The 25,061-nt window shown below is 72.5% G+C and carries 22 protein-coding genes; 12 read left to right on the top strand and 10 right to left on the bottom strand.

The window, feature by feature from the left end:
* A partial coding sequence (locus BCD48_RS55830; RefSeq protein ID WP_116271617.1) for a DUF222 domain-containing protein occupies positions 1-513 on the bottom strand: 513 nt, incomplete at its 3' end.
* A gap of 494 nt (positions 514-1,007) precedes the next feature.
* Between BCD48_RS55830 and BCD48_RS21605 the strand changes: the two genes are divergently transcribed.
* From BCD48_RS21605 to BCD48_RS21615, 3 genes are all read left to right on the top strand, one after another.
* Positions 1,008-1,676, top strand: coding sequence for a TetR/AcrR family transcriptional regulator (locus BCD48_RS21605; protein ID WP_071050215.1), 669 nt, complete (start codon positions 1,008-1,010; stop codon positions 1,674-1,676).
* Between the two features lie 58 nt (positions 1,677-1,734).
* Complete coding sequence (locus BCD48_RS21610; protein ID WP_071050216.1) at positions 1,735-2,103, top strand: EthD domain-containing protein; 369 nt, start codon at positions 1,735-1,737, stop codon at positions 2,101-2,103.
* Positions 2,104-2,396: 293 nt separating this feature from the next.
* Positions 2,397-3,383: an LLM class flavin-dependent oxidoreductase gene (locus tag BCD48_RS21615; protein ID WP_083419015.1), complete on the top strand. Its 987-nt coding sequence runs from the start codon at positions 2,397-2,399 to the stop codon at positions 3,381-3,383.
* A 313-nt stretch (positions 3,384-3,696) separates the two neighbouring features.
* Here the strand turns inward: BCD48_RS21615 and BCD48_RS21620 are convergent, their stop codons facing one another.
* Positions 3,697-4,614, bottom strand: coding sequence for an SHOCT domain-containing protein (locus BCD48_RS21620; RefSeq protein ID WP_071050217.1), 918 nt, complete (start codon positions 4,612-4,614; stop codon positions 3,697-3,699).
* A gap of 486 nt (positions 4,615-5,100) precedes the next feature.
* Between BCD48_RS21620 and BCD48_RS21625 the strand changes: the two genes are divergently transcribed.
* Positions 5,101-6,075 carry an intradiol ring-cleavage dioxygenase gene (locus BCD48_RS21625; protein ID WP_071050218.1) on the top strand — a complete coding sequence of 325 codons (975 nt, stop codon included), beginning with the start codon at positions 5,101-5,103 and terminating at the stop codon, positions 6,073-6,075.
* A gap of 98 nt (positions 6,076-6,173) precedes the next feature.
* On the opposite strand, the gene BCD48_RS21630 is transcribed toward BCD48_RS21625, so the two are convergent.
* Both BCD48_RS21630 and BCD48_RS21635 read right to left on the bottom strand, forming a co-directional pair.
* Entirely contained in the window at positions 6,174-7,718 is a 1,545-nt protein-coding gene (locus BCD48_RS21630) for a diguanylate cyclase domain-containing protein (RefSeq protein ID WP_349308040.1), read from the bottom strand.
* A 581-nt stretch (positions 7,719-8,299) separates the two neighbouring features.
* Positions 8,300-9,964, bottom strand: coding sequence for a GGDEF domain-containing protein (locus BCD48_RS21635; RefSeq protein ID WP_071050220.1), 1,665 nt, complete (start codon positions 9,962-9,964; stop codon positions 8,300-8,302).
* Between the two features lie 570 nt (positions 9,965-10,534).
* Here BCD48_RS21635 and BCD48_RS21640 point away from each other — a divergent pair.
* Positions 10,535-11,692: an FtsX-like permease family protein gene (locus BCD48_RS21640; protein WP_071050221.1), complete on the top strand. Its 1,158-nt coding sequence runs from the start codon at positions 10,535-10,537 to the stop codon at positions 11,690-11,692.
* On the opposite strand, the gene BCD48_RS21645 is transcribed toward BCD48_RS21640, so the two are convergent.
* The 6 genes from BCD48_RS21645 to BCD48_RS21670 form a co-directional block, all read right to left on the bottom strand.
* Positions 11,673-12,128 carry a GNAT family N-acetyltransferase gene (locus tag BCD48_RS21645; protein WP_071050222.1) on the bottom strand — a complete coding sequence of 152 codons (456 nt, stop codon included), beginning with the start codon at positions 12,126-12,128 and terminating at the stop codon, positions 11,673-11,675. The two genes, BCD48_RS21640 and BCD48_RS21645, sit on opposite strands and share 20 nt — an antisense overlap.
* Positions 12,125-13,255: a class I SAM-dependent methyltransferase gene (locus BCD48_RS52410; RefSeq protein WP_198543339.1), complete on the bottom strand. Its 1,131-nt coding sequence runs from the start codon at positions 13,253-13,255 to the stop codon at positions 12,125-12,127. The genes BCD48_RS21645 and BCD48_RS52410 overlap by 4 nt, the downstream gene beginning before the upstream one ends.
* A 62-nt stretch (positions 13,256-13,317) precedes the next feature.
* The gene (locus BCD48_RS21655) at positions 13,318-15,486 is read right to left on the bottom strand and encodes an FtsX-like permease family protein (protein ID WP_071050223.1); all 2,169 of its coding nucleotides are present in this window, start codon (positions 15,484-15,486) and stop codon (positions 13,318-13,320) included.
* Positions 15,483-16,172, bottom strand: a complete 690-nt coding sequence (locus BCD48_RS21660; RefSeq protein ID WP_071050224.1) for an ABC transporter ATP-binding protein — start codon at positions 16,170-16,172, stop codon at positions 15,483-15,485. The genes BCD48_RS21655 and BCD48_RS21660 overlap by 4 nt, the downstream gene beginning before the upstream one ends.
* Positions 16,169-16,693 carry a PadR family transcriptional regulator gene (locus tag BCD48_RS21665; RefSeq protein ID WP_071050225.1) on the bottom strand — a complete coding sequence of 175 codons (525 nt, stop codon included), beginning with the start codon at positions 16,691-16,693 and terminating at the stop codon, positions 16,169-16,171. The genes BCD48_RS21660 and BCD48_RS21665 overlap by 4 nt, the downstream gene beginning before the upstream one ends.
* A 147-nt stretch (positions 16,694-16,840) precedes the next feature.
* Positions 16,841-19,252, bottom strand: coding sequence for a diguanylate cyclase domain-containing protein (locus BCD48_RS21670; protein ID WP_131804078.1), 2,412 nt, complete (start codon positions 19,250-19,252; stop codon positions 16,841-16,843).
* A 154-nt stretch (positions 19,253-19,406) separates the two neighbouring features.
* Here BCD48_RS21670 and BCD48_RS47040 point away from each other — a divergent pair, with 154 nt between their 5' ends.
* The 7 genes from BCD48_RS47040 (at position 19,407) to BCD48_RS47050 (ending at position 25,041) form a co-directional block, all read left to right on the top strand.
* Positions 19,407-19,610, top strand: coding sequence for a thiamine pyrophosphate-binding protein (locus BCD48_RS47040; RefSeq protein ID WP_083419006.1), 204 nt, complete (start codon positions 19,407-19,409; stop codon positions 19,608-19,610).
* Between the two features lie 314 nt (positions 19,611-19,924).
* A complete protein-coding gene (locus BCD48_RS21675) occupies positions 19,925-20,485 on the top strand; it encodes an isochorismatase family protein (RefSeq protein WP_071050227.1) in 561 nt (186 codons plus the stop codon).
* A 90-nt stretch (positions 20,486-20,575) separates the two neighbouring features.
* On the top strand, positions 20,576-21,088 hold the full coding sequence (locus BCD48_RS21680; protein WP_071050228.1) for a hypothetical protein: 513 nt from the start codon (positions 20,576-20,578) through the stop codon (positions 21,086-21,088).
* The gene (gene dnaK / locus BCD48_RS21685; protein WP_071050229.1) at positions 21,088-23,028 is read left to right on the top strand and encodes a molecular chaperone DnaK; all 1,941 of its coding nucleotides are present in this window, start codon (positions 21,088-21,090) and stop codon (positions 23,026-23,028) included. Before BCD48_RS21680 ends, dnaK begins: the two co-directional genes overlap by 1 nt.
* 4 nt (positions 23,029-23,032) lie before the next feature.
* Complete coding sequence (locus tag BCD48_RS21690; protein ID WP_083419007.1) at positions 23,033-23,644, top strand: nucleotide exchange factor GrpE; 612 nt, start codon at positions 23,033-23,035, stop codon at positions 23,642-23,644.
* 6 nt (positions 23,645-23,650) lie between these two features.
* Entirely contained in the window at positions 23,651-24,619 is a 969-nt protein-coding gene (locus BCD48_RS21695; protein WP_071050230.1) for a DnaJ C-terminal domain-containing protein, read from the top strand.
* A complete protein-coding gene (locus tag BCD48_RS47050) occupies positions 24,616-25,041 on the top strand; it encodes a chaperone modulator CbpM (protein WP_083419008.1) in 426 nt (141 codons plus the stop codon). Before BCD48_RS21695 ends, BCD48_RS47050 begins: the two co-directional genes overlap by 4 nt.
* Positions 25,042-25,061: the final 20 nt, after the last annotated feature.

A 25,061-nucleotide genomic window follows, 5' to 3' on the forward strand; every position in this document is an offset into this window, starting at 1 on the left:
TCTGGCGATCCGGTCGATCAGGTCGAAGATTGCCCGTGCGTCCTCGGCGGGCAGGGTCGCCGACAGCAGCGCCATGCCGTCCTCGGCCGGCTCGAGGGACACGTCCCGTTTCGCTTTCGCTTCGTCGCGGCGCCGGGCGGCGGCGTCGGGGTCGAGCCGGCTGATCATGCGGTGGATTTTGCGTCGCCACTGGGTGGGTGAGCTCAGCTGGCTGCCGGCGAGCATCTGTGCCTCCACTGTCGCGCGTTGCCCATCGGACAGGACACCGGTCAGCGCGTGCAGCGCGCGTAGCCGGGTCTGGTCCAGCTCGCCGGCCGTCAGTGCGTCGCGAGACCCGATCTGGCCGTGCCGTGACGGTCGTGACAGCCGCAGTGGTGTCCGCGGTTGACGAGTTCTGGGACAACGGCACAGCGCCGTCGTCGGGACCGTCGCCACGCATTTCGAACATGCGTTCATCCTAGCCAGGAAAGCGGAATGGCACAAACCGCCAGCCAGGCAGCATGGCCCAATCATTGGGCCTTCCGTCTCAGCCCTGGCGCACCCCGAAGATAAACACCGAGCGGCCTAGAAAGAAGGCTTACCAAGAAACTGTCTTCGATATTCTTCTATGCGCATGGAAACCGGCCGGCATGGTACCGGGCACTCGATGAAGACGGATACCTTCCACAAGCCGCCATGGCCCTGTACGGCACCACATCACCGCCCTGGCTCGGACCGGAAGCCATGGAACCCGCAACCGACATCGTGGCCGCGCCCACCGATGGTGGCTGCCCGGTCGGCTTCTGTGTCGGCACCAGACGAAGAGCGCCCATACGGGGCCAGGCCTGGCCCCGTGCGCAAGTCGGCCACCGCACCAGCGACAGCTCTCCGGGGCCGTGGCGTCGCCCCGGCCCGCCGGGGCCGTGGGCGCCGCCAGCCTCCGGACGGACGGTCCGCTCCGGTGCTACGGTGTGGACCGGCGGTCCGCTTGGTGCGAGGGTCCGAGGTGAGGCAGGAGGCGCAGGCTGGTGAAGGTCGGGCCGGAGCGCGCGGACGCTGCCCGCAACCGCGAGGCCATCCTGACGGCGGCGGCCGAGCTGTTCGACCGCGCGGACGTCGAGACGGTGTCGATGAACGAGATCGCCGAGGCCGCCGGGGTCGGGAAAGGCACCCTCTTCCGCCGGTTCAGCGACCGGGGCTCCCTGATTGAGGCCGTCCTGACCCGCCGTGCCGCCGCGTTGCTGCGCCAAGAGCAGGGGCCGCCGCCACTCGGGCCCGGCGGCGAGCCGGCCGAGGCGCTGCACGCCTACCTCGACGGCCTGCTCGACTTCGTCTGGGCCAACCGGTCCCTCATCCGGGCGCTCGAACAAAGCGGGCCGAACGTGTTCTACGCGAACCCCGCCAGCCGGCACTGGATCGCCGAGCTCACCCGGCGGCTCGCCGCCGCCCGCCCCGGCGAGGACGCCGACTACCTCGCCCACATCCTGTACACCGCGGTGCGCGCCGACGCCGTCGACTACCTGTACACCGCCCGCGGCATGTCGCTCGACCGGATCCGCGCCGGACTACACGCCCTCGCCACACCTGCCGCCACCGTCCCGCCCGTTGCGGCGACTGTCCCAGTCCCAGTCCCAGTCGCCGTCGCCGTTGCCGTCGCACCCGCCGTCACCACCGCCGTCGTTCCGCGCGGTGGCTGACCGCCTCGCCACCGGGCTCGCCGACCGGCGGCCCAGCCCAGCCGAAGGGAGGAGCTCCATGCTGAAGGTGATCATGCTGTTGAAACGGAAGCCCGGGCTTTCCCTGGCCGAGTTCATCGAGCACTACGAGAGCGTCCACGTCCCGCTCGTCGAGAAACTCGCCACCCGGGCCAAACACTACGAGCGGCACTTCCTCCACCCCGCGGGGAACGTCGTCCTTGGCGGGGAGCCCGTGGAACCGGAGTACGACGTCATCACGGAGATCTGGTACGACGACATGGCGGCGTTCACCGACGAGCAGCGCGACGCGCGGCAGCATGCCGGCCTGGTCGCCGCCGTCATCGCGGACGAGAAGGTCCTGTTCGACCGCGCCAAGACCCGCGTCGCGTTCGCCGAGGACCGGGTCTCGGACCTCACGATCGCCTGACGTCGCGGCAGTCGAGCCCGTCCCCGCCCACGGTCATTCATGACCGCCGCGGACGGTCGTCGTGGTCGTGGTCGTGGTCGCGGTCCGGCCGGATGTGCGGCTACGGCCGACACGTAGGTGGTGATCTACCAGCTGCGTGGCGGCGGCGAACGTCTGGTGGAGGCGGCGCCGGGCGGTGCCGGAATGCTGGACATGGTCTCGGCGGGCCGCGCCGTAGGACGGACATATGCCGGCGAGGGCAGAGCCGGCCGAGTAATCCGGGTACGCCGGATCCGTTGGAGATGAGCATCGACATGGTTGATCCAGAGGTGTCCCTTGAGGTGTCCTGCGGGCTGCCGCCGGGGCCGGACTTCGCCGACCTGGCCGTGCTGGCCGAACAGCTCGGCTACCGCAGAGTGTGGATCTACGACTCGGCGCCGCTGTGGGAGGACCCGTTCGTCCACCTCGCGCTCGCCGCGGCGCGGACCACCCGCATCGGCCTGGGCACCGCGGTCCTCGTCCCCGCCGAGCGGTCGGTGATGGCCATGGCCACCGCCGTCGCCGCGATCGCCCGCATCTCCGACGGGCGGTTCCGCGCCTGCTTCGGCACCGGCTTCACCTCCCGGATCGCCGCCGGCCAGCGCCCCATGAAGCTGGACGCCCTCGCCGACTACGTGACCGCCCTTCGCCAGCTGTTGGCCGGCAAGACCGCGGCCGCGGACGGCAAGCCGGTCCGCATGCTGCACGGGCCGGGCCTCACCGGCACCCGGCCGCTCGACGTACCGATCTGGCTCAGCGTCTTCGGCCCGAAGGGCGCCGCGCTCGCCACCGAGGTCGCCGACGGTGTCGTCGGCCCACCGCACCCCACCCTCCCCACCGCGACGATCATGTCGGGCACGGTGCTGGACCCAGGCGAGGACCCCGCCTCCGACCGGGTCCTGGAGGCGGTCGGACCGTGGCGCGTCCTCGACTGGCACAACGCCTACGCCCAGGGCGGCGCCGAGGCCGTCGACGCGCTACCCGGCGGCCGGGCCTGGCGCGAGGCCCTCGAGGCACTCGCCCCCGACGGCGAACGCCACCTGCTGACCTTCGAAGGGCACGTCACCCACCTGCCCGAGCGCGACCGTGCGCTGCTCGAACACATCGACACCCGCACCTTCGTCGGCGACCCAGAGCGCATCCGACGCGGGCTCGCGCGCCTCGCCGGCTTCGGCTTCCGCGAAATCGTCTACACGCCGACCGGCCCCGACATACCGCGCGAACTGACCACCTTCGCCGGCGCCGCCCACCACTCCTCATAGGCGGGGGTGGCAGCCGCGGGTCAGCGGGTCCCGAGGGCGAGGAGGCACAGGTCGTCCTCGCGGTCGGTGACGCCGGCGACCACGCGGTCGACGGAACCACCGACTCGAACCGGTCGTCCTCCATCCCACCCGCCCTTACCGGCGACGCCCGAGAAACTCCCGCCCATTGCCGCGGCCGGACTGCCCTCGCCTGACAGCCGTCCGGTTATCCCTCGTACTCGCCGCGCAACCGACCGAATCGGATCTGAGTACGGTTCAGTCGATCGGGCTCGCGGCGTGGCGACGGCGCCGGCCGGACTGGTCTGAAGTGGCGTCAGATCTCGGCGATGATCTGGTCGCGCTTGGCCGCGTACTCGGTATCGGTGATGACGCCCGCGGCGCGTAGCGCGTCGAGTTCGTCCATGCGCTCCACCGCGGACCGCTTGGGTTTGGTCAGCAGCGTCGACGCGGCATCGGCGGCGGTCGGCCGGGCCTGGGTCGCCGCGGCCTCGGGCTGCGTGGCCTGGGTCGCCGCGGCCTGGCGCACGACGGCGCGCAGCTGGTCGCGCAGGGCCGGGTTCGAGCGGGCGTCGACCATCCGGTCGAACGGGACGCCGTGGGCCTTGAGGATCCGGAGGATCTCCAGCAGCGGGCCGGCCTGCCCGGTCAGGTCGTAGGTCGTGTCGTCCTCGGCGAGGGTGAACCGCGCAGCTACCTGGCCGTTGACGAGCGCGCTACGGTCCCAGTCGATGGCGATGGCCTGGGTGGCCGGGTCGACGAGGACGACGACCTTGCGCGCGTTGAGGGTGGCCATGCGGGTCACCTTGGCGATCACCTGGTCCTGGGTGTCGAACGCGAAGCCCGGCCCCTCGACCCGCAGGCGGATCGCGACCGTCGGATGGTCGTTGATACTGATGCCAGTCTCGGCCATGCCGGTGATCTGGGCGAGCACCAGCACGCCGTCACGCTCGAGCGCGGCGGTCGACGCGGCGCCTCTGGCGTCCACCGGTACGCCGCCTCTGGTGTCCACCCGAGCCAGCAGCATGGCGGCTTGCATGCCCCCGCCGGCGCGGGTGATGAACACGGCGATCGCCAGGTCGACCACGGTGATCAGCAGGCCGACGACGAGCATCCACGAGAGCAGAGAACGAGTCTCCGAGTCGTTCAGGAAGTACACGAACAGGAAGATCGGCCCCACCAGGCCGCCCGACATCAGGACGATCAGCAGTGCCTTGATGTAGCGCCAGAGCATCGAACTGCCCCTGTCCCGAAAATCGATCGCCGGTCGGACCGCGGCCGGTCACCCGCCCCCTCCGAACCAGCCGGGTCCTGTGGGGCCCGATCCGGCGCGCACTGCTCGCGGCCCGGCCACCTGAAGGTCCTCGCCTGGTTCGGCCGAGCCGACGTCCGCGACGCACGAGATCCTCCGCCTCGCCGTTGCGCCCGGCAAGGACGAATGTGCGTCACATTCCAGATATGTCTGGTCGGGCAGGTACCGCCGAGCAGACCATCCTCTACCAGGACAGGTACCGGCGCGTGGCCGGCGCCTGGAGGTTCGTCTCGCGCAGGCACGAGCTGTGGTTCGGCGTCGAGCGGGGCGGGGCGCCCTGGCGCCCAGGCCCTGCCGGCCTGGGTCGGAGGTTCCACAGGCTGCTCACAGCAGGCGCACAGCGGGGCCAAAGATGTCCCCCTGATGCTGTGAAGCGCGCAACCATCCGATCGTCAGAGGAGAACGCACGTGGCGAAGCACCAGCGTCCCGGCAGGATCTCGTCCTATGAGGGACGTCCACTCGCCCGGCCGGCGGAGGACCTCGTCGATCAGGGACTCGCCTTCGACATCGGCACCGTGCTGAGCCGGCGGCGGATCCTGACCCTGGTGGGGCTGGGCGCGGCGACGGCGGGCCTGGCGGCGTGTGGGTCCGGCTCCGCCACGTCGGCGGGCGCGACATCCGGCTCCACGGCGTCCGCTTCGACCGCGTCCACGTCAACGAGCGGCGCGTCCGGGGAGATCCCGCAGGAGACGGCCGGTCCGTACCCCGGCGACGGTTCCAACGGTCCTGACGTGCTCGAGCAGAGCGGCGTCGTGCGCAGCGACATCCGGTCCAGCTTCGGGACGGCGACCGGCACCGCCGGCGGTGTTCCCATGACGTTGGAACTGGCAATCACCGATCTCGCCGGCGGTGGTGGCGCATTCACCGGCGTAGCCGTCTATGTGTGGCACTGCGACCGGGAAGGTCGTTACTCGATGTACTCGCAGGGTGTCACCGAGCAGAACTACCTGCGCGGCGTCCAGGTCGCCGACACGGCCGGCAAAGTGCGATTCACCAGCATCTTCCCGGCGTGCTACAGCGGACGATGGCCACACATCCACTTCGAGGTCTACCCCGACCAGGCCAGCATCACCGACGCCACCAAGGCCATCGCCACGTCCCAGGTCGCGCTGCCCAAGGACATCTGCGACAAGGTCTACGCGCAGTCGGGCTATGAAGCGTCCGTAGCGAACCTCTCCAAGGTCAGCCTCGCCAGCGACAACGTCTTCGGGGACGACGGCGCCGTCCGCCAGCTCCCCACCGTGACCGGAAGCGTCACCAGCGGCTACACGGTCTCCCTCGCCGTCGGCGTCGACACCACGACCACCGCGGGCAACGGCCAGACATCCGGCGTACCCGGCGGTCAGCCGGGCGGCCAGCCGCCGGGCGGCCAGTCAGGCTGACCCGCGCGGGCGAGTGTCCGGCGACCAGCGGCGGTCGCCTCGCGACGCCACGCGACACTGGCCCGTCACGTGGCGTCGACGGGCGTCTCCTCAGGTGGTCACTCGCTCGATGCGCCGCGGTCGTGCTTGTCGGTGATGGTGGACGACTCGGGACGGTAGATGACCAACCCGCCCGTGCCCTCCCGTTTGGCCGCGTACATTGCCTCGTCGGCTTGGTGAAGGAGAAGGTCGGGAGTGGTCGGCTGGGCGGAGGAGTCGAGGATGACCAGGCCGACGCTGGCTCGTGGGAGGTACGGCTGACCCGCTAGCAGGCATGGCTCTCGGACGGCTTCCGCCAGTCGTTCACCCGTACTTCTGACGTCCGGTTCGTCGCCGTCCAAGATGACGCCGAACTCGTCGCCGCCGAGGCGAGCGACCGTGTCCGCCGCGCGGGTTCCCGCCCGCAGCCGATCCGCACTGATCTTGAGTAGCTCATCCCCGGCGGCGTGCCCGAAGGCGTCGTTGACCTGCTTGAACCTGTCAAGATCCAGGAAAATGACGGACACCGGCGCGATGGGGGATCTGGTGCCATTGACCTTATGGCCGAGTGCTCGCTGTAGCCGTCGCGCGAACAGGGCCCGGTTCGCCAACCCTGTCAGCGGATCGTGGTACGCCTGGTAACGGAGCCGTCTTTCGCGTTTCTGGATCTCGGCGAGGAGCTCGGTGTTCTCGGCTAGCGTGAGCATCTGCCGGACCAGTGCCACTAGCAGCAGCCCTACCGTACCGTAGGCCTCGAACCCGTCCAGCGGCCCGCCAGCGAGCAGTTTGACACCGACCAGTAGGCCCGCGATGGCGAGCGCCGCATACGGTAGTACGACATGGGCCCACATGGCCCGCGGGCCGGGCGGCGGTGTCAGCTCATGGTCTGGCGTTGCTTCCCGGACTGGTACCAGCGCCGAGAGAAACAGCAGCAGATCGGCGATGGTGAATCCTATGTAGGCCGCCGCCGGAGGGTTGTAGATTTCGCGGGCGGCGAGGTAGACGAAGACGTTGCCGCTGACGGCGAAGATCAGCAGTCCTGTGCCGAGCAGCGCCAGCGTCGTCGGAGAGTGGGGCCGGCGGAAGCATGCGACGAGCGCGACCGCCGTGGTCAGGATCAGACTTCCAGCCGGGGTGCCCGCGACCACCAGTAGCTGCGTGAGGTCGGGCGTCCCCGCCTTGACGATCGCGCCGATCACCGTGGCCCACTCGATCAGGGCGATCGAGCCGACGATCAGCACGCAGTCCAGCAAAGTTACGACGTACCAGCGATAGCCGCCACTCCGCGCCGACCGGGTGCTTTCGGCCTTGTTCTCCATGGGGTCCGTGGGCAGTGACAGCAGGCCCGCCAGCGCCACCGCATAGAGGACGAGAAAGACCGCCTGCGCCGGAGAATAACGGCCTATCGCGGAGCCGCCGGCCGCCATCGCCTGCGTCGTTCCGACGCTGATGCCAACCCCACCGGCCGCGGTGAGACCGATGAGAAGCCGCCAACGCCGCTCGGCGCCGCGGGTACGGCGGGCGGTCCAGAAGCACGCGGCGGCCGTGGCGATCAGGACGGCTCCCGACGTGGCGTTGATGGCGGCCCCTGCTGCCTGCCGGTCGAGGAGTACCGCGAAAGTCACGAGCAAACCGGTGATGGCCGCCGATGCCGCGACCGCATACCGAAGAACCCGCGGCGCGCGACCCTGACCGGCTGGACGCCGCGGACTTGGTGCGGCGCCGCGTGCTCCCGACATCTCTCCACCCTCGAAGTAGCATATCGCAGCCCTTTAATTGCAGGTCGTGGTCATCTGGGAGATATGCGCCGGTTGCGATATGTGAACACTCATTAGTGCTTCTGGGGACGGAGCCTCCGGAGGTGCGAAGGAGGAGCATTTTCGCACCTCCTTTGGCCCTCTAGGGCGTTGCTTCTCTGGGTGCGCTTGCCCGCCGGCGGGGTCGCCGGCGGCCAGGGTGGCGAGCGCGGCGGCGCGGGCGACGGTCTCGTTCGGCGGGATGGCGGTCCGGCCGGCGGGATGATCTTTGGCTGTTGAAGGACGTCGACGTCCCAGCGAGGGGCTGTCTGGCTGGCGGTGCGGGTGCCCTGACCGGGGTCGCCATGAGCACGGGCCTGCCTTCGCGACCGGTGCGCCAACGTTGGCCGGACGGCGACCTCGATCTCGATCACTGGGAAGGTGTGCCCTCCCCAGCCTGTCCACGGGTCTCAACCAGTGCTTGCGGCGAGGGCGGGGTGGTAGACGACGAGTCTGCCGGCTCGTTCCCGCTTGGCTGTGTACATGGCGAGGTCGGCTTGGTGGAGCAGGATGTCGGGGGTGGCGGGTCGGGTGGCGGCGCTGTCGAGGGTGACCATGCCCAGGCTGGCGCTAGGGGTGTAGCGCTGTCCGACCAGCAGGCAGGGCGCCTGGATGGCGAGGGCGAGCCGCTCGCCGACGTGGCGGGGGTCGTCGGGGCCGCCGCCGTCGAGGATGACGGCGAACTCGTCGCCGCCGAGGCGGGCGGCGGTGTCGACCGCGCGGGTCTCCGTCAGCAGCCGGTCGGCGATGATCTTGAGGAGCTCGTCGCCGGCGGCATGGCCGAACGTGTCGTTCACCCGCTTGAAGCCGTCGAGGTCCAGGAACAGGAGGGACACTCGTGTGTCGGGGGCGTAGTCGGCGGTGATCCTGGAGACGTCGCCATCGGGGACGCAGGCGAGGACCCGCTGTAGACGTCGGGTGAACAGCGCCCGGTTCGCCAGGCCGGTCAGGGGGTCGTGGAATGCCTGGTGGCGCAGTTGCTGCTGCTGTTCCCGGGTCTCGGTGAGCAGCCGGGTGTTCTCGGCGACGGTGACCATCTGTCGGATCAGGGCCACCACCACCAGCGCGATCATGCCGTAGGTCTCGAACAGGTCGAGCCGGACGCCGGCTACCCGCTTGTCGACGACCAGGAGGCCCGCGGCCACGAGCGCCGCGTAGGGCAGCACGGCGTGTGCCCACATCGCCCGCGGGCCGGGTGGAGCGGGGTCGTCCGGGTGCGTAGGGCGCGGAACGGGGGCGAGTGCGGCGATGAAGATCAGCAAATAGGCGAGGGCGAACCCGATCATGCCCCAGGGCGGCAGCTCTAGCCCATGCACCGCCGCTATGTAGGGCATGAGATTGGTGGTCACGGCGTAGGCCAGCAGGCCGGTGCCGAGCAGGGCCAGTACCGCCGGGGCGCGCGGCCGGCGGAAGGTGGCGATCAGCACAACCGCGGTGGCGAGGACCAGGCCGGCTACCTGGTGGATCATGGCGAGCTCGAACGTCTCGGTGTGGTGGCCTGCCTGGACGAGCGAGGCGAGCGTCATCCCCCACTGCAGCAGGATGATCGAGCCGACGATCAGCAGGCAGTCCAGCAGGGTGATCGTGTACCAGCGGTAGGCGCTGTGCCGCCGCCGGCCCGGACCGCCGCCGTGCTCACCGACCCGGTCGGTGGGCACGCACAGCAGACCGGCCAGAGCCAGGACGTAGAAGATGAGGAAGGCGGCGTACCCGGCGGAGATGCCGCCCTGGTGGGGCATGTGGCCGGCCAGGAGCGCCGGCGTCACCGACAGGCTCGCCAACATCGCGCCCGTGGAGGTGATGGCGATGAGCACCCGCCAGCGGCGCTCCGCGCCGTGTACCCGCCGGGCGGACCAGAAGCAGGCGATCGCGGCGGCGAGCTGGATGGTGGCGTTGACGAGGGTCGTGGCGGCGCGGGCGGGGTGCAGCTCCAGCAGCGCCGCGAGGGCGACATCGAGCCCGAGGAGCGCTACGGAGGCGATGAGGGCATACCGCAACAACCATGGCGCGCGGCCCAAACTGGCCGGACGCCACAGCCTGTCTGCGGCGTCGACGACGCCGCGGAGTCCGGACATCACTACATCCCAGTGGTAGCCTACCGCAATCAACTGAATTCATTCAGTGACGACCTGGCGGGTCTGGCCGACCGGCCGCACCCGCCTCTGCCCACCGGGGCCGGACGCCCTCACGTGCGTCAAACCGTCGTAGCCGATCTTGTCTGACGTGTCGCCGTCGGCGGCCTTCGCCAGGTGCGGATGCGGACCTGCGGCCGCACGTCGACAGCGCCTTGGCTGCCCGTGCGGACGGTGGGGCTAGGCCCACCCACAGTGGCGGTTCAGGCCCCTCGTGTGCGGGCGGACCCGTTCCTAGCGTGAGTGTCGCTACCTGCCACGAACGGCCACTCACCTGGAGCGACCTCATGACAGCCCCGCCAGTCGCCTTCGCGCTGGAGGCACAGGGCCTGACCCGGATCTTCGGCGCGGGCGCGGGAACCGTGCACGCCCTCGACGGCGTCGACCTCGCCTTCCCCCGCGGCACCTTCACGGCCGTGATGGGCCCCTCCGGCTCCGGCAAGTCCACCTTCCTGTCCTGCGCCGCCGGGATCGACCAGCCGACCGGCGGCCGGGTGCTGGGGCACCCTGATCGTGCTCTTCTCGGTCGCCTCGACGGTCGGTCTCACCGCGGCGCGCCGAACCGGCGAGATCGGGTTGCTGCGCACCCTCGGCGCGACCCCGCGCCAGGCCCGCCGGCTGATCCGCCGGGAGGCGCTGGCCGTCGCGGTCTGCGGCGCGCTCGCCGGCGCCGTGCTCGCCGCCGCCACCGGCTGGCTGCTGCTGGACCTGCTGCGCGGCCACCTCGTCTCCGCCTCCGTGGGGTACGCGGCCGGGCCCGCGTCCCTCGGCGCCGCCGCGGGTCTGGTCGTGCTCACCAGCGTGGCGGCAGCGGCCGTCGCGGCCCGGCGGTCGACCCGCGCGCCCGCCGGCGTGACGCTGCGCGACAGCGACGCGGAGACGGGCCGGATGCGCTGGTACCGGGTGGTGGCGGCGCTGCTGCTGATCGCCTACGGCATCGGCGGGGGCATCGTGACGATCAGCGTGACGGCGAACTCCGACGACCCGTACGCGGCGATGCAGACGAGTGGGAGCTGCTCCATCCTGGTCGGCCTCGGCCTGGCGCTGCTCGCGCCGCTGCTGCTGCGCTGGCTGTCGGCCCCGCTCGCGGGGCTGGTCACGGGCCTCGGCGGCCGGGGCGCCGGCTACCTCGCGGCGTACAACGCCCGGCGGCGGGCGCACCGGCTCGCGGCCGTGCTCGCCCCGGTGATCGTGCTGACGTCGGCGGCGATCGGGACGCTCATGCTGGTCAGCATCGACACCCGCACCCTGCCCGGCGGAACCGAGGACTCCGACACCATCAACCTGTTGAACAACGTCGTCGTGGGCATGGTCTCCCTGTTCGCGGCCATCATGGTCGTGAACGCGTTCGCCGCGGGCGTCGCCGACCGCCGCGCCGAGCTGCGCCGCCTCTGGCTCATGGGCGCGACCCCGACACAGGTCAGGAGCTCCGTGGTCGCGGAGGGCGCCGTCGTCACGGCCGTCGGCCTGGTGCTCGGTGCCCTGGCCTCCCTCGCGACCGTGATCCCCTTCTCGGTCGCCCGTGACGAGGGTGTCGTCCCGGACGGCCAGCTGTGGATCGCGCCGCTGGTCGCCACCGTCGTCGTCCTGCTCACCCTGACCGCCGCCCGCGTCGCCGCCGGCGCTAGCATCCGGACCGCCCTCGGGGAGGTCAGACGTCCCGCCACATGACGACGTGCGGGCCGATCCGTGGCTCCTCCCACGGCTCACCCCGCGTGCGCAGCCCTCCCCGCTCGTAGAAGGGGACGGCGCGCACGCGGGCGTTGCACCACAGCAGCCCGCCGCCGTGGCCGCGGACGTGGTCGACCGCGGCCGCGAGCAGCCGGGACCCGATCCCGAGGCCGCGCATCGCCTCGTCGGTCGCCATGCCCCGCAGCCGCCAACCGGCCGCCCCCCACGGCGCCTCCTCCCGCATCACCGACACGGTCCCGACGACGGTCCCGTCCGCCAGTACTGCGACCACATGGGCGCTGTCCGGCTCGTCGTCACCCGGGAACACCACGTCATGAACCGCCTGGTGCGGCCGCAGCACCCGCTGCCGCAACGGCAGCGTCACCTCGGCCTCGACCCGCTCGAGACGGACCCCCGCCGGCTCGTCAGCGCTCACCGACCTGTCACCTGTGCCTGAGCCCCATGCCAGCGTTCCTGACGGGTGGCGAGGGCGAGGAACCGGTGTGCTGGGTCGTCGTAGCTGTCCAGGCGCCAGCCGGTGGCGGCGAGCAGCGGCTCGAGGCGGCTGGCGGCCAGCGGCTCGTCCGGGCGCAGCGCTCGGCCGTGGCGGGCCGCCAGTGCGGTGCGGCCGGAGGGGTGGAAGATCGCCAGCGTTCCGCCGGGGCGGCTGACCCGAGCGAGCTCGGCGAGCCCCGCGGACATGTCCGGCAGATGGTGCACGAGGCCGGCGGCGAAGACCGCGTCGACGGCGCCGGCCGCGATGGGCAGCCGGCGGGCGTCGGCGAGGACCAGCGCCGCGTGGGTGGCGCGACCACGCTGGCGGGTGGTGACGAGCATCTGCGAGGTCACGTCCAGGCCGATCACTGTGCCGGCCGGCCCGACCGCGTCACGCAGCGCGGGCAGGGCCCGCCCGGTCCCGCAGCCCGCGTCGAGCACCACCGCGCCGGCGCGCAGCCCGATCTCGCGGACGGCGGCGGCGTAGGCCGGCAGGTCGTCGCCGAACTTCGTGTCCCAGGTGGCCGCGCGCACGGCGAAAAACGCCTGGCTCTCGCTGACATGCCAGCTCCCGTCGCCGGCCAGCCGGGACGCGACGTGCCTGATCACCGGCCACGCCGGGTCGTCCACGTCGACGACGACGTCCGGGCCGCGCTCGTCGTCGCGGTCGTCGCGGCCCGCTGAGCGGGTTCGCAACCAGACGACGACATCCCACTCGCCGCCTGGCGGCGCGGCGCGCCAGCGAGGGCCGTCCGCCAGCACCGCCAGGTCGGCGGCACCCTCGTCGAGCGTCGCGTCGCCGTCCGCCTCCGACGCGCCCGCGTCCGTCGCCGACGCGTCCGCCAGCCGGCGGCAGGGATGCCCGTCCGCGCGCAGGTGGGCCGCCAGCCGGTCCGCGAACACGGCGGGCAGGCCTTCGCCGTCGGCTCCGTGGACGAGGACCCGAACGGCGCCCGGCGGGACCATCCCGGCGACCGTGCCGACGACCGTCTTCCAGCGGCCGACCTGCTCGCTCGTCATCTCCAACTCCACGGCCGCCGCCGCTCCACCGTCCGCCACGGGCACCATGATGGCCACCCGACCAGACCGGGTGGCCATCGGACCGGACAACCGGGCCGCGCCTCGTTCGGTTAGTCGTTGCGCGCGGTCTCCGGGCCGGTGATCCGCCGCAGCAGCGGCAGTGTCGACGCGATGACCGCCAGCGAGAGTGCCAGCCCACCGGCGACGACCGTGTAGTACGCGGGGCCGGGTGCGACCAGCGTGTAGTCGAGCTGCGCGCGCAGGAACAGCTGCGCGGCGACGAACCCCATGCCGATCGCCACGGCGGCGGTGACCAGCAGTGGTACCACGCTCTCGATCGCGACCACCCGGCGCAGCGTCGCGAGCTGTACCCCGGTCAGCCGCAGCAGGCTGAACGGCCGTCTCCGGTCGCTGAGCCCGCCGGCCACACTGACCGCCAGGCTGCAGCCCGCGATCGGCAGGCTGCACAGGATGACCACGTTGGCCAGCTGCTGGAACCTGACCAGCAGCCGGGCGTTGTCGGCCTCCCACTCACCCTCGCTCGCCGGCAGCTGCCCCTGGGGGAACGCGTTCTCCAGCATGGTCCTGGCGCGCTCGAAGGCCGCCCGGTCGGTGGTGTCGACCACCACGGACATGACGGGCATCCGCGCGACCTCGGCGGGCACGACATCGGCCGCCTCGATCTCTGTGCCGGCCACGCCGACGAGGCCGGGCGCGACGGTGGCGACCTGTGCGCCGGCCGGGCAGTGGCCATACACGGCCAGGCGGTCCAGCTCGGCGCACGTAATCACTGGGCGTCCCTTGAGCGGGTCGGTGTCGCGGTGGACCACCGTGACAGCGCGGACGCCGGGGATCGCCCCGAGCCCTGCCGGGATCTGGCCCGCCGTCGGCACCGGGCCGTCCTCGGGCCAGAAGATCTTGTGCAGGGTCGTCGCCGCCACGGAGTCGGTGCGGGGCGCGCCCCGGTTGGCGACGAACGTCGTGATGGCCCCGGTCGCCACGCTGGTCACGAACAGGGCCACGATCAGCCCGCTGACCGACCGGAAGCCGGCCCGCGGGTCGTCGGCGAGGCGCCGCCCGGCGATGAGGGCGGCCGGTCGGCTCGCCCGCCCGGCCAGCACACGGGCGGCCAGCATGGTGAGCCATGGCCCGGCCAGCACCAGCCCGCTCAGGATCAGCACGAAGCCGGTGAAGTACGCGGCGAGCTGGCCGCTGGTCGTGTCGGGCCGGCGGCCGATGAAGTAGGCCAGCTCCGCGAGCCCGGTGGCGAGCGGGAGCACCCGCCAGGCCCGCGGCGGGCGGGGCGTGACCCGCCGGCTCACGCCCAGCGGCGAGATCCGCACCCGGCGCAGCGCCAGCCCGGCCGCCACGACGGCGCCGGCCGGGACGCCGAGCGCGACCACCAGCACGTCCAGCGCCGTGAGTGACAGGTCGGCGCGGAAGAACCGCTCGCCGGTGAACGCTATCCCGGCCAGTCCCGGCCGGGCCGCGAAGAACAGGGCGAACCCGACGGCGGTGCCGGCCGCGGCCGCGAGCGTCGACTCCACCGCGGACAGCAGCGAGATCTGCCGCGGCGTGGCGCCGACCAGCCGCATCGCCGCGAACCGCTGCTCGCGGCGGGTGGCGGCCAGCCGGGTCGCGGTGCCGATGAAGATGAGGACAGGGAAGAGCAGCGACGCGGCCACGACGGAGAGGGTGACCGCCATGGCGTTGGCGTTGAACCCCACGTAGCAGTCGTGGCAGGCGCTCGGCGTGGTGGTCATGATCTGCGTGACCCGCGTGGCGCCCAGCCTCTCCAGGTCGGCGCGGGCGCGGCCGAGGACGATGAGCAGCGAGTCGGGCGAGGGCAGTGCCGAGCCGCCGATGGTGCCGATCTCGTGGCCGGGGAAGCGGTCGCCGAGCTGCGCGGCGGGTGTGGTGCGCAGCAGCTCGCCGAGCGCGGGGGAGACGTAGTACTCGCCGGGACCGGGCAGGCGCGGGATGCCCGGCGGTACCGGCGCGTCCGCTCCCAGCGCGGCGACCTCGACCCGGCCGATCGACCGGCCGTGGTAGTAGTCGCCGCGGACCAGCCACAGCATCGCGTCCTGGCCCGGGGCGGCCGGGGCGACGGCGGTGTTGAGCCAGGCGTACCGCTGGTTCTGCGCGCCCACCGCGTTCACGCCCGCCACGGGGGCGAGCAGCAGCGCGACGCCGAGCGCCACCGCGCCGGCGATGATGACGAGCCGGGTGACGGCCTCCCGGCCGCCGGCCAGGGACAGCCGCACCGCGAACCGGATCATGAGTGCACCAGCGCGTTCACCTTGCCGTCGCGCACGATGACCTGCCGGTCGGCGTACGCCGCGACGCGGGCCTCGTGGGTGACGAGGACGACGGTCGTGCGCTGCTCCTGGGCGGAGTCGACGAGGAGGTTCATCACCTGCTCGCCGGTGATGGAGTCGAGCGCTCCGGTCGGCTCGTCGGCGAACAGGACGCTCGGCCGGGCGACGAGGCCGCGGGCGAGCGCCACCCGCTGCGCCTGGCCGCCGGACAGCTCACCCGACCGGCGCCGTTCCAGCCCGGCAAGGCCCAGCCGCTCGAACCAGGGCAGGGCCGCGGACATGGCGGCCCCCCGTCGGACACCGCCGAGCAGCAGAGGCAGCGCGACGTTCTCCTGGGCGGTCAGCTCCGGCACGAGCTGCCCGAACTGGAAGACGAACCCGAACCGGTCCCGGCGAAGGACGCTGCGCTCGATCTCACCCAGCCGGTCGACGCGGCCGCCCTCGAAGTGGACCTCGCCGGCGCTAGGGATGAGGATCCCGGCCAGGCAGTGCAGCAGCGTGGACTTGCCGGAGCCGCTCGGGCCCATGATGGCGACGATCTCGCCCTCGTCCACGGCGAGGCTCGCGCCGCGCAGCGCCGGGGTCTCGCCGAACGACAGGACGACGTCGCGCGCCTCGATCGCCGTCACGCCCCCACTGGCCGTCATGCCGTCACCACGGTACGCAGCGCGTCCAGCCGGACGACCGTCGTGTCGATCCAGTGCAGGTCGGCCTCCAGGTGGAACAGCCCGTGGTCGGCCAGCAGGACGTCGACGAGGTTGCCGCCGCGCTTGACCGCGGTGAGCTCCTTCATCCGCCGCAGGTGCGCGGCGCGCTGCGTGTCGAGGTACTCCTCGGCGGGGCGGCCCAGCATCAGCGCCAGCACGACCTTGCTGAAAAGCACCGTCTGCAGGTTGGGCTCCGGCTCCACCGGTTCGGTCAGCCACGCGTCGACCTCGGTCACGCCGAGCTCGGTGATGACGTAGCGCTTCCGGTCCGGCCCGACGCCCGGTTCCACGTCGCCGATCATGATCTTGCCGTCCCGCGCGAGCCGGCCGAGCGTGGCGTAGACCTGCCCGAACGGCAGGGGCTTGCCGCGGTTGAAGAAGGTGTCGTAGTCGCGCTTGAGGTCGTAGCCGTGGCTGGGCTCGCGTTCGAGCAGGCCGAGGAGGGTCAGTGGAACGCTCATGCGAGCACCATACTCTGAGCGTATACCTCGCGTATATACCTCGGGCGTACAGCGAGGGTCGTGATTCCGCTGTCAAGGTCAGGCATTCGGGCGGCGGATGCGCGCCAGTGCCCGCCAGGAGGTCGGGCAGGCGGCCGGCTCGCGGTGCTACGGCCCCTCGGGCTGTGGCTGACCGCGGGGGCGGGTCTCGGCCGGGACGCCGGGCCGTTCGGGATGCCAGTCCCCGAAGAGCCGGCCGGACGCCTGGCGGCAGCCGATGTCGTGGGCGCAGGCGGCGGTGCACTCGTCGGCGACACCGTCGGCGATGGTGGTCAGCCCGAGCCGGAGCGCGGCGGTCAGGTAGGCGTGGGAGAGCGCGGCCGTGGCCGGGTCGTACAGCGTCCCGCTGAGTGCCGCGATGAGCGACTCGTGCAGGACGACCATGTCGATGGGGAGGATGCGCAGCGCGTCGGGGATGGTGTCGGTCGTGCCCACCTCCGCCAGCGAGATCCGCACCCCGAGGTCGTGCAGGCGCCTGAGCGCGCGCGCCGTGGTGTGCAGGTCGGGTGCTCGGGAGGTGCCCGCGAGCTTGAGCACCAGCGTCTGCGGCCGTACTCCGGTGGCGTCGACGGCGGCAAGGATCTGCCGGGTGATGTCCTGGCCGGCCAGCCGGGCCGCGGAGAGGGGGATGTGGACCGGCAGCGGCCCGCCCGCCGCGTCGGGGTGGCTGGCGGCGTGCGCGCAGGCCGCCTGGAACAGCAGCTCGTCGAGGGCGGGCGCGAGGCCGGCGGCGGTCGCGGCGGTCAGCATCCGGTCGACGGGCACCGTGCCGAGGGTGGGATGGTGCCAGGTCAGCCGGGCCTCGTGTGCGACCGAGGTCCTGCCGACGAGCTCGACGACGGGCCGGTAGTCGACCACGAGGCGTCCGCCGGCCGGATCGCCGCGGATCGCCGCCCCCAGCGCCGCGTGCAGCGCGGCCAGGGTGTCCGGCCCGGCGAGCCGCGGGCTGTACAGGACAAGCCCACCGTCACCCTGGGCCTTGGCCGTGTACATCGCCAGGTCGGCGTGATGGAGGAGCGTCTCGGCGTTGACCGGCCCGGCGGCGGGTTCGACCACGGCCAGCCCGGTGCTGGCCCGGACGACGTAGTAGGCGCCGGCGAGCAGGAACGGCTCCCTGACGGCGTCCGTGAGCCGCCGCGCCACCTCCGCCGGGTCGGCGGCCTCCAGCAGCACCGCGAACTCGTCGCCGCCGAGCCGGGCGACGGTGTCGGAGGCGCGCACGGCGGCCCGCAGCCGGCGGGCCGTCAGCCGCAGCAGCTCGTCGCCCGCGGCGTGCCCGAGGGTGTCGTTGACGCGCTTGAAACCGTCGAGATCGCAGAAGAGCACGGCCAGCCGGCCAGGGGCCCGGGCCTGCCGGCTCAGGGCGTGCGCGAGCCGGTCAGTGAACAGCGCACGGTTGGCCAGCCCGGTCAGCGGGTCGTGGAACGCCAGGTGGCGCAGGGCGACCTGGTCCTCCTCGACCCGGTCCACCAGCCGGAGGTTGTCCGCGAGGGTGACCATCTGGCGGGCAAGGGTGAGGGTCAGCAGCGCGAGCAGCCCGCACATCTCCACGGTCAGCCCCCGTTGCCCGGCGACCGCGGCCAGGGCGGCTCCGCCGGCCGCCACCAGCGGCACGTAGGGCAGCGCGGCCTGCCACCAGCGGCGCCGTGGGCGGCGGAGCGGTGCCTCGGGCAGATCGGCGTCCGCCGGTAGTACGGACGGCGCCGATGCCGGTGCGGAGGCTGATGCCGTCGGCAGCAGGGTGGCCAGCGCGATCAGCGGCGGCCCCACCACATAGCCGAGATCGAACAGGCGCAGGTAGTCCGTCAGCCCGCGGACCTCGGTGAAGATCTGCACGAACAACGGGAAGATGCACGCGAACTGCCCGAGGCCGAGCAGGATGAGGCCGCCCGGGCGCCGGAGCCGGCGGAAGGCGAGGACGAGGACCACGGCGACTATCTGCACCACCCCGACCGTCGTGAGCCCGAAGGAATACAGCTCCTCCGAGGACCTGGTCCCGGGGCGCACGAGACTGTCGAGGATGATGATCCAGGCCAGGAGGGCGAGCGCTCCGGTCACGATGAGGCTGTCCAGGACGATCACCAGGAGCCAGCGGCGGTCATGGTGTCCGGTCGGGCCTCGGATGGTGACGTCGTACGGCTGGGACGGATAGAGCATCAGCCCGGCCAGCCCGCACGCAAAGGGCACGAGGAACACCAGGACGGTGGCGTCGAACTCGGGAATCGCGTTTCCCTGTTCCGCCACGCGGAGCAGGAACGGGACGGCTATCACCGCGCCGAACAGGAGCATCACGCCCACCAGGGCGCGCCACCATCGCTCGACCCCGTGATGCCGGCTCGCCGTCCACGCGCAGATGACGGTGCCGACCATCGTGGCCGCGGCGTTGGCCGCGCGGATGGCGGTCAGCGCCTCGTGGGAGGGCAGCACCAGTGCGCAGATCACCACGGCGACCGTGAAGCCGGCGAGTCCGACGGCGAACCGGCGAGCCGCCTGACCCGCCCGCGGACTGGCTGTTGTCATCCCACCGTCGCCCATACCCCGTCCAGTCCCTCCCGCCGGCCCTGAGCCTGTGCGGGCAAGGGGCACCGCGGGACCGGCCGCCACGGATGTCGTACCCTGACATAACCAGTTGTACGCCATCGGACGCATAGAGTGATGATGATTGAAGCGGCCGATGGCTGGCACGGTGGCCGACGTGATGGTGGCGACGCTGAAGGCGTCCGGGGTGCGACGGGTCTACGGAATCCCGGGCGACTCGCTGAACGGGTTCACCGACGCGTTGCGCCGCGACGGCGCGAGCAGATTGGCCGCCGGGTACCGGCGCGGGTGCCGCTGGTCGGCACAGTCAAGGACACGATCGACGCCCTGCTGCCGCTGATCACCCCCAAGAGCGACTCCGGGCGTCTCGACCGGATGACCGCGCACTACCGCCGGGCCGGGCCCGGCCGGACAGTTTGGCCCGCCCCGGCCGCGACGGCGCCCCGCTGCACCCGCAGTACATCGCCGCCACGATCGACCGGCTCGCCGCCGCCGCCGCGGTCTTCACCGCCGACGTCGGCACGCCCTCGATGCAGCTCGCTGGCAGGCGCGGGGCCCTTCCGACATTGGTCCGATCCATGACAAATCGGTCGAACCTGTCGGTGGCTCGGTCTACGGTGGCCACTGCTGGAGATCCACGCGAGGAGGCGGGCAGTGACCACACTTCCGGACCGGCCGAACACCGCGCTGCTCGTGGTGGACGTGCAGAACGCGGTCGTCAACAGCGCGTACCAACGGGACGCGGTCATCGCGAACGTGGCCTACCTGGTCGAGAAGGCGCGGCGGGACCAGGTGCCGGTCATCTGGGTGCAGCAGACCGACGAGCACCTCGTGCCGGAGAGCGACGGCTGGCGGATCGTCCCCGAGCTGCTCCCGGGCGACGAGGAGCGGCGCATCGAGAAGCGCTACGGCGACTCCTTCGAGGACACGGGCCTGGCGGGCGTGCTGGCCGGGCTGCGTGTCGGGCGGCTCGTCGTGGTCGGTGCGCAGACCGACCAGTGCATCCGCTCGACGCTGCACGGCGCGCTCGCCCGGGGCTACGACGCGACGCTGGTCAGCGACGCCCACACCACCGAGGACACCACGGCGTGGGGCGCCCCGCCGCCGGAGGCGGTCATCGCCCACACCAACCTGTACTGGACCTACCAGACAGCCCCGGGCCGCACGGCCGGCACCGTCGAGACCAAGAACGTCGACTTCGCCGGCGCGTCCTGAGCACCGCTTCGAGCTGAGACCCGCCGCGGCGGGCACGCCGGCATCCCTCCGCCAGCTGTCGGCCCGGTCTGTGCCGGCCGGGCCGGCGTCGTGGACCAGCACCGCGATCTGGGCGCGGTTGTTCAGGTCGAGCACGGGGCCTGGCACGGCGCCGGCCGCGCCTCCGGTCCGGCCTCCGGTCAGGCCGGCCATGGCAGCCACGCCCACTTCGGCGGGGGCATCGGCCAGGTGAGCATGCTGCTCGGGACCGCCGGGCACGCGGCGAGCGCGGTCACGTTGGTAGACCGAGGCTCGCTGGCCGTCGCGCTCGGCCTCTTCGCGCTCACCGCCTTCCATCTCGTCGTCGGATGGAAGCTCCACCGGCTCTCCCGGACCGGGTCGCTTACCTGCGTCTCGACCGGGCAGGGCCTGTCGTGGCGAGGCGCTGGGAGCCCGCCGCAGGGGTCGTCTCCTCGCGGGTGGCATGGCTCGTCGACAGTGCGGCCGGCCGCCGAGGGTCATTGCCGCCCGCCTCACGACCTGGCAGGCAGGCCGAGACCCTACTGGTACTTCGGCTGCTGGTCGTTCCCGTCGCATCTCGAGGAGTCGCTGAGGAGCAGCTGATGGCGAAGGCAGTTGGCATCGATCTGGGCACGACCAACTCGGTGATCGCCGCGTGGGAGGGCGGCGAACCACGAGTCATCCCGAATGCCGAGGGCTCGCGGACCACGCCCTCGGTGGTCGCGTTCACCGAGGGCGGCGAGCGGCTGGTCGGCCAGCTGGCCCGACGGCAGGCGATCCTCAACCCGAAAGCCACGATCTACTCCGCCAAGCGGTTCGTCGGCCGGCACTACGACGAGATCAGCGAAGAGGCCAAGGCCGTGACCTTCGACGTCGTCCCCGGCCCCGGGGGCGCCGTCCGGTTCAACGTGCGGGACAAGCCGTACTCGCCGGAGGAGATCAGCGCGCTCGTGCTGCGCAAGCTCGCCGAGGACGCCGCGAAGAACCTCGGGGAGAAGGTCACCGAGGCGGTCATCACCGTGCCCGCCTACTTCAACGACGCGCAGCGCACCGCGACCAGGGACGCGGGCCGGATCGCCGGGCTCGAGGTGCTGCGGATCATCAACGAGCCGACCGCCGCCGCGCTCGCCTACGGGCTCGACAAGCACGGCCACGAGACCGTCCTGGTTTTCGACCTGGGCGGCGGCACCTTCGACGTCAGCGTCCTCGACGTCGGCGACGGGGTCGTGGAGGTCCGCGCGACGGCCGGGGACAGCCACCTCGGCGGCGACGACTTCGACCGCCGGCTTGTCGACCACCTCGCTGACGGGTTCCACCAGGAGCAGGGCATCAACCTGCGCGCGGACCCGCAGGCGCTGCAACGGCTGTTCGAGGCCGCCGAGAAGGCGAAGGTGGAACTGAGCTCGGTGACCCAGACGCAGGTCAACCTGCCGTTCATCACCGCCGACGCCGCCGGGCCGCGGCACCTGACCACCACCGTCATGCGGTCCACGTTCGAGCAGATCACCGCCGACCTGGTGGAGCGCACGCTGGGCCCGGTGCGGCAGGCGATGGAGGACTCCAAGGTCGCCGCCGAGGACCTGGACGAGGTGATCCTGGTCGGCGGCGCCACCCGGATGCCCGCGGTGCAGATCCTGGTGCGCCGGCTCACCGGCGGCAAGGAACCGAACATGAGCGTCAACCCCGACGAGGTGGTCGCGCTCGGGGCGGCGATCCAGGCCGGGGTGCTCAAGGGCGAGGTCTCGGATGTGCTGCTGCTCGACGTCACCCCGCTCTCGCTCGGGGTGGAGACGCGTGGCGGCCTGATGACGAAGATCGTCGAACGCAACACGACGATCCCGGTCCGCCGCTCGGAGGTGTTCTCGACCGCGCAGGACGACCAGCCGGCCGTCGACATCGTGGTGCTGCAGGGCGAGCGGGACCGGGCCTCGGACAACCGGGCGCTCGGCCGGTTCCGGCTGGAGAACATCCGGCCCGCGCCGCGCGGCGAACCGCAGATCGAGGTCACCTACGACATCGACGCCAACGGCATCCTGAACGTCACCGCCCGCGACAAGGACACCGACGCGCAGCAGGGCATCACGATCAGCGAGACCTCGAACCTCCCGAAGGACGAGGTCGAGCGCATGATCGCGGAAGCCGAGCGGCACCGGGCCGAGGACCACGAGGCCCGCGCGGGCATCGACGCGCGCAATGAGCTGGACTCCGTCGCCTACCAGGTGGAGCGCCTGCTGGCTGAGCTCGGCGACGGCGCGCCGCCGCACGAGAAGGCGCGCGCCGACCTGCTGGTCGCCGAGGCCCGCCAGGCGGTCAAGGAGGAGGCGCCGCTCGACCGGGTCCGGTCGCTGACGTCCGATCTCCAGCAGGTCTACCACGGCCTCGCCGCCCCCAGATCCGGAGCGGCCGGCCCAGGCGGTCCCACGGGGGACGCCGGGACGGGCGGCCCGGCCGGCGGCCCGGGGCAGCGCGGCGCGCAGCCGCCGCCGGCTGGCGGGGCGCCCGGAGCCGACGACGTCATCGACGCCGACTTCGACCGGGGCTGATCCGATGATGACCACCGAGCAGGGGCGGGGAGAAGATCCGGGCCGGTTCCAGGAGGAGCCCGCCGCCGCGGAGCCGGCGGAACTGGCCCGGCGGTGGCGGCAGGCCGCCGCCGACCTCGACAACCTTCGCAAACGGTTCAGCCGCGACCTCGACCGGGAACGGGACGCCGCCAGGGACGGCGCGGCCGCCGCCTGGCTGCCCGTCGTCGACCACCTGGATCTCGCGCTCACCCATGCCGACGCCGACCCGCGCTCGGTCGTGGCCGGCGTCCGGGCCATCCGCAACGAGGCGCTCGGCGTACTGGACCGGCTCGGCTACCGCCGCCACGAGGAGGTCGGGATGCCCTTCGACCCGGCCCGGCACAGCGCGGTGGCCCTCGTCGACCAGCCGGACGTGCCGCCGGGCACGGTGGTGGCAGTGGTCCGCCCCGGCTACGGCGACGCCGAGCGGCAGCTACGCCCCGTCGCCGTCGCTGTCGCTCAGCAGCCGCCGAAGGCCACCGCCGCCGAGGACGCGGCGCCCGACGGCGGCCGGGACCGCGCGCGCCCACCGCGACCGGCCGGCGGGCAACCGGGGCAGGCGGGCGGCCGTGGCGCCGCCCGTCCCGCGGAGTGACCCGCGGTGGCCCGTGACTACTACGAGGTTCTCGGCGTCGGGCGGGGCGCCAGCGCCGAGGAGATCCAGCAGGCCTACCGGCGGCTCGCCCGCCGCTACCACCCGGACGTCAACGCGGACCCGGCGGCCGAGGAACGGTTCAAGGAGGTCGGCGAGGCGTACCACGTGCTGTCCGACCCGAAGACGAGGGCGCGTTACGACCGGTTCGGCGAGGACTTCCGGCGGCTCCCAGAGGACTTCGACGAGCGGGTGGCCGCCGGAGTCGGCGCGGACACGGGCTGGGCCCGCGGCGGCGGCGGCCGGGTCCGCGGCGTCCGGGTCGGCCCAGGCGGCACGGGTGGTCCGGGGGGCTTTGGAGCGGGCGGGTTCGAGGACCTGTTCGGCGACTTCTTCGGGGCTGGCCGCGGCGCGCGAGGTGCCACGGGGCCGATCCCCGGCGCGGACCAGGAAGCCGAGCTGGCGGTGACGGTCGAGGAGGCGTACCGGGGCGGCCGGCGGCGGGTGGCACTGGCCGGCCCGGACGGCCCGCGTAGCTACCAGGTGACCATCCCGCCCGGGGTGGTGGACGGGCAGCGCATCCGGCTGGCCGGCGAGGGCGGCCGCGGCAGCTCCGGTGGCGCGGCCGGCGACCTGTACCTGCGGGTGCGCCTCGCGCCGCACCCCCGCTATCGGCTGCGCGGCCGCGACATCTCCGTCACCCTGCCGGTCGCCCCCTGGGAGGCGGCTCTGGGCGCGACAGCCCCGGTCACGACGCCGGGCGGGGAGGTGAAGGTACACGTTCCGGCCGGCTCGTCGACGGGCCGCCGGCTGCGGCTGCGCGGCGAAGGGATGCCGAACCGTGCCGGAGCGCCCGGTGACCTGTACGCGGAGGTCAGCATCGCGGTGCCGGCGACGCTGACCGAGCGGGAAGGGGCGCTGTTCCAGGAGCTCGCGACCGTGTCGGACTTCGACCCGAGGGAGGGCCGAGCACGATGAGCACCCGATCACAGGGGGCGCCACAGGTGCCGTACGGCGCGGCCGAGGGGCGCCGCTACCCGCTGGCACCGGCTCGCCCGCGGCCCGCCCTGGCCGTGGGGTCACGGCTCACGCTGGAGACCGTCGCGAGCCGTAGCGGGCTGCATCCCGACCTGGTCCGCCGGTTCGTGGCACTGAGCCTGCTGGAGGCGACCCGGGACGACCGCGGCGATCTCTGGTTCCCGCCGAGGACGCTGGCCACGATCGCGCGGATCCAACGACTGCGCGCCAGTCTCTGCCTGAACTATGCCGCGATGGGCCTCGTCCTCGACCTGCTCGACCGGATCGAGGAACTGGAGGCCGCGGCGCGCGCGGGCGCGTCGGCCATGGCGGCGCCGCCAGGTGGGCCGGCGCCCCGCGACCGGCCACCGACGGTCCGCTAGCAGCCGCTGACGGTTCTGAA

The organism is Pseudofrankia coriaricola (assembly GCF_001854805.1).
Lineage (GTDB): Bacteria > Actinomycetota > Actinomycetes > Frankiales > Frankiaceae > Pseudofrankia.

Excerpts from the sequence above, each read along its gene's own strand:
- BCD48_RS47050 (WP_083419008.1), top strand. The coding sequence starts at position 24,616 with ATGAGCACCCGATCACAGGGGGCGCCACAGGTGCCGTACGGCGCGGCC.
- BCD48_RS21660 (WP_071050224.1), bottom strand. The coding sequence starts at position 16,172 with ATGACGGCCAGTGGGGGCGTGACGGCGATCGAGGCGCGCGACGTCGTC.
- BCD48_RS21615 (WP_083419015.1), top strand. The coding sequence starts at position 2,397 with ATGGTTGATCCAGAGGTGTCCCTTGAGGTGTCCTGCGGGCTGCCGCCG.
- BCD48_RS21635 (WP_071050220.1), bottom strand. The coding sequence starts at position 9,964 with ATGTCCGGACTCCGCGGCGTCGTCGACGCCGCAGACAGGCTGTGGCGT.
- dnaK (WP_071050229.1), top strand. The coding sequence starts at position 21,088 with ATGGCGAAGGCAGTTGGCATCGATCTGGGCACGACCAACTCGGTGATC.
- BCD48_RS52410 (WP_198543339.1), bottom strand. The coding sequence starts at position 13,255 with ATGGTGCCCGTGGCGGACGGTGGAGCGGCGGCGGCCGTGGAGTTGGAG.
- BCD48_RS21690 (WP_083419007.1), top strand. The coding sequence starts at position 23,033 with ATGATGACCACCGAGCAGGGGCGGGGAGAAGATCCGGGCCGGTTCCAG.
- BCD48_RS21670 (WP_131804078.1), bottom strand. The coding sequence starts at position 19,252 with ATGACAACAGCCAGTCCGCGGGCGGGTCAGGCGGCTCGCCGGTTCGCC.
- BCD48_RS21620 (WP_071050217.1), bottom strand. The coding sequence starts at position 4,614 with ATGCTCTGGCGCTACATCAAGGCACTGCTGATCGTCCTGATGTCGGGC.
- BCD48_RS21655 (WP_071050223.1), bottom strand. The coding sequence starts at position 15,486 with ATGATCCGGTTCGCGGTGCGGCTGTCCCTGGCCGGCGGCCGGGAGGCC.
- BCD48_RS47040 (WP_083419006.1), top strand. The coding sequence starts at position 19,407 with ATGGCTGGCACGGTGGCCGACGTGATGGTGGCGACGCTGAAGGCGTCC.
- BCD48_RS21665 (WP_071050225.1), bottom strand. The coding sequence starts at position 16,693 with ATGAGCGTTCCACTGACCCTCCTCGGCCTGCTCGAACGCGAGCCCAGC.
- BCD48_RS21610 (WP_071050216.1), top strand. The coding sequence starts at position 1,735 with ATGCTGAAGGTGATCATGCTGTTGAAACGGAAGCCCGGGCTTTCCCTG.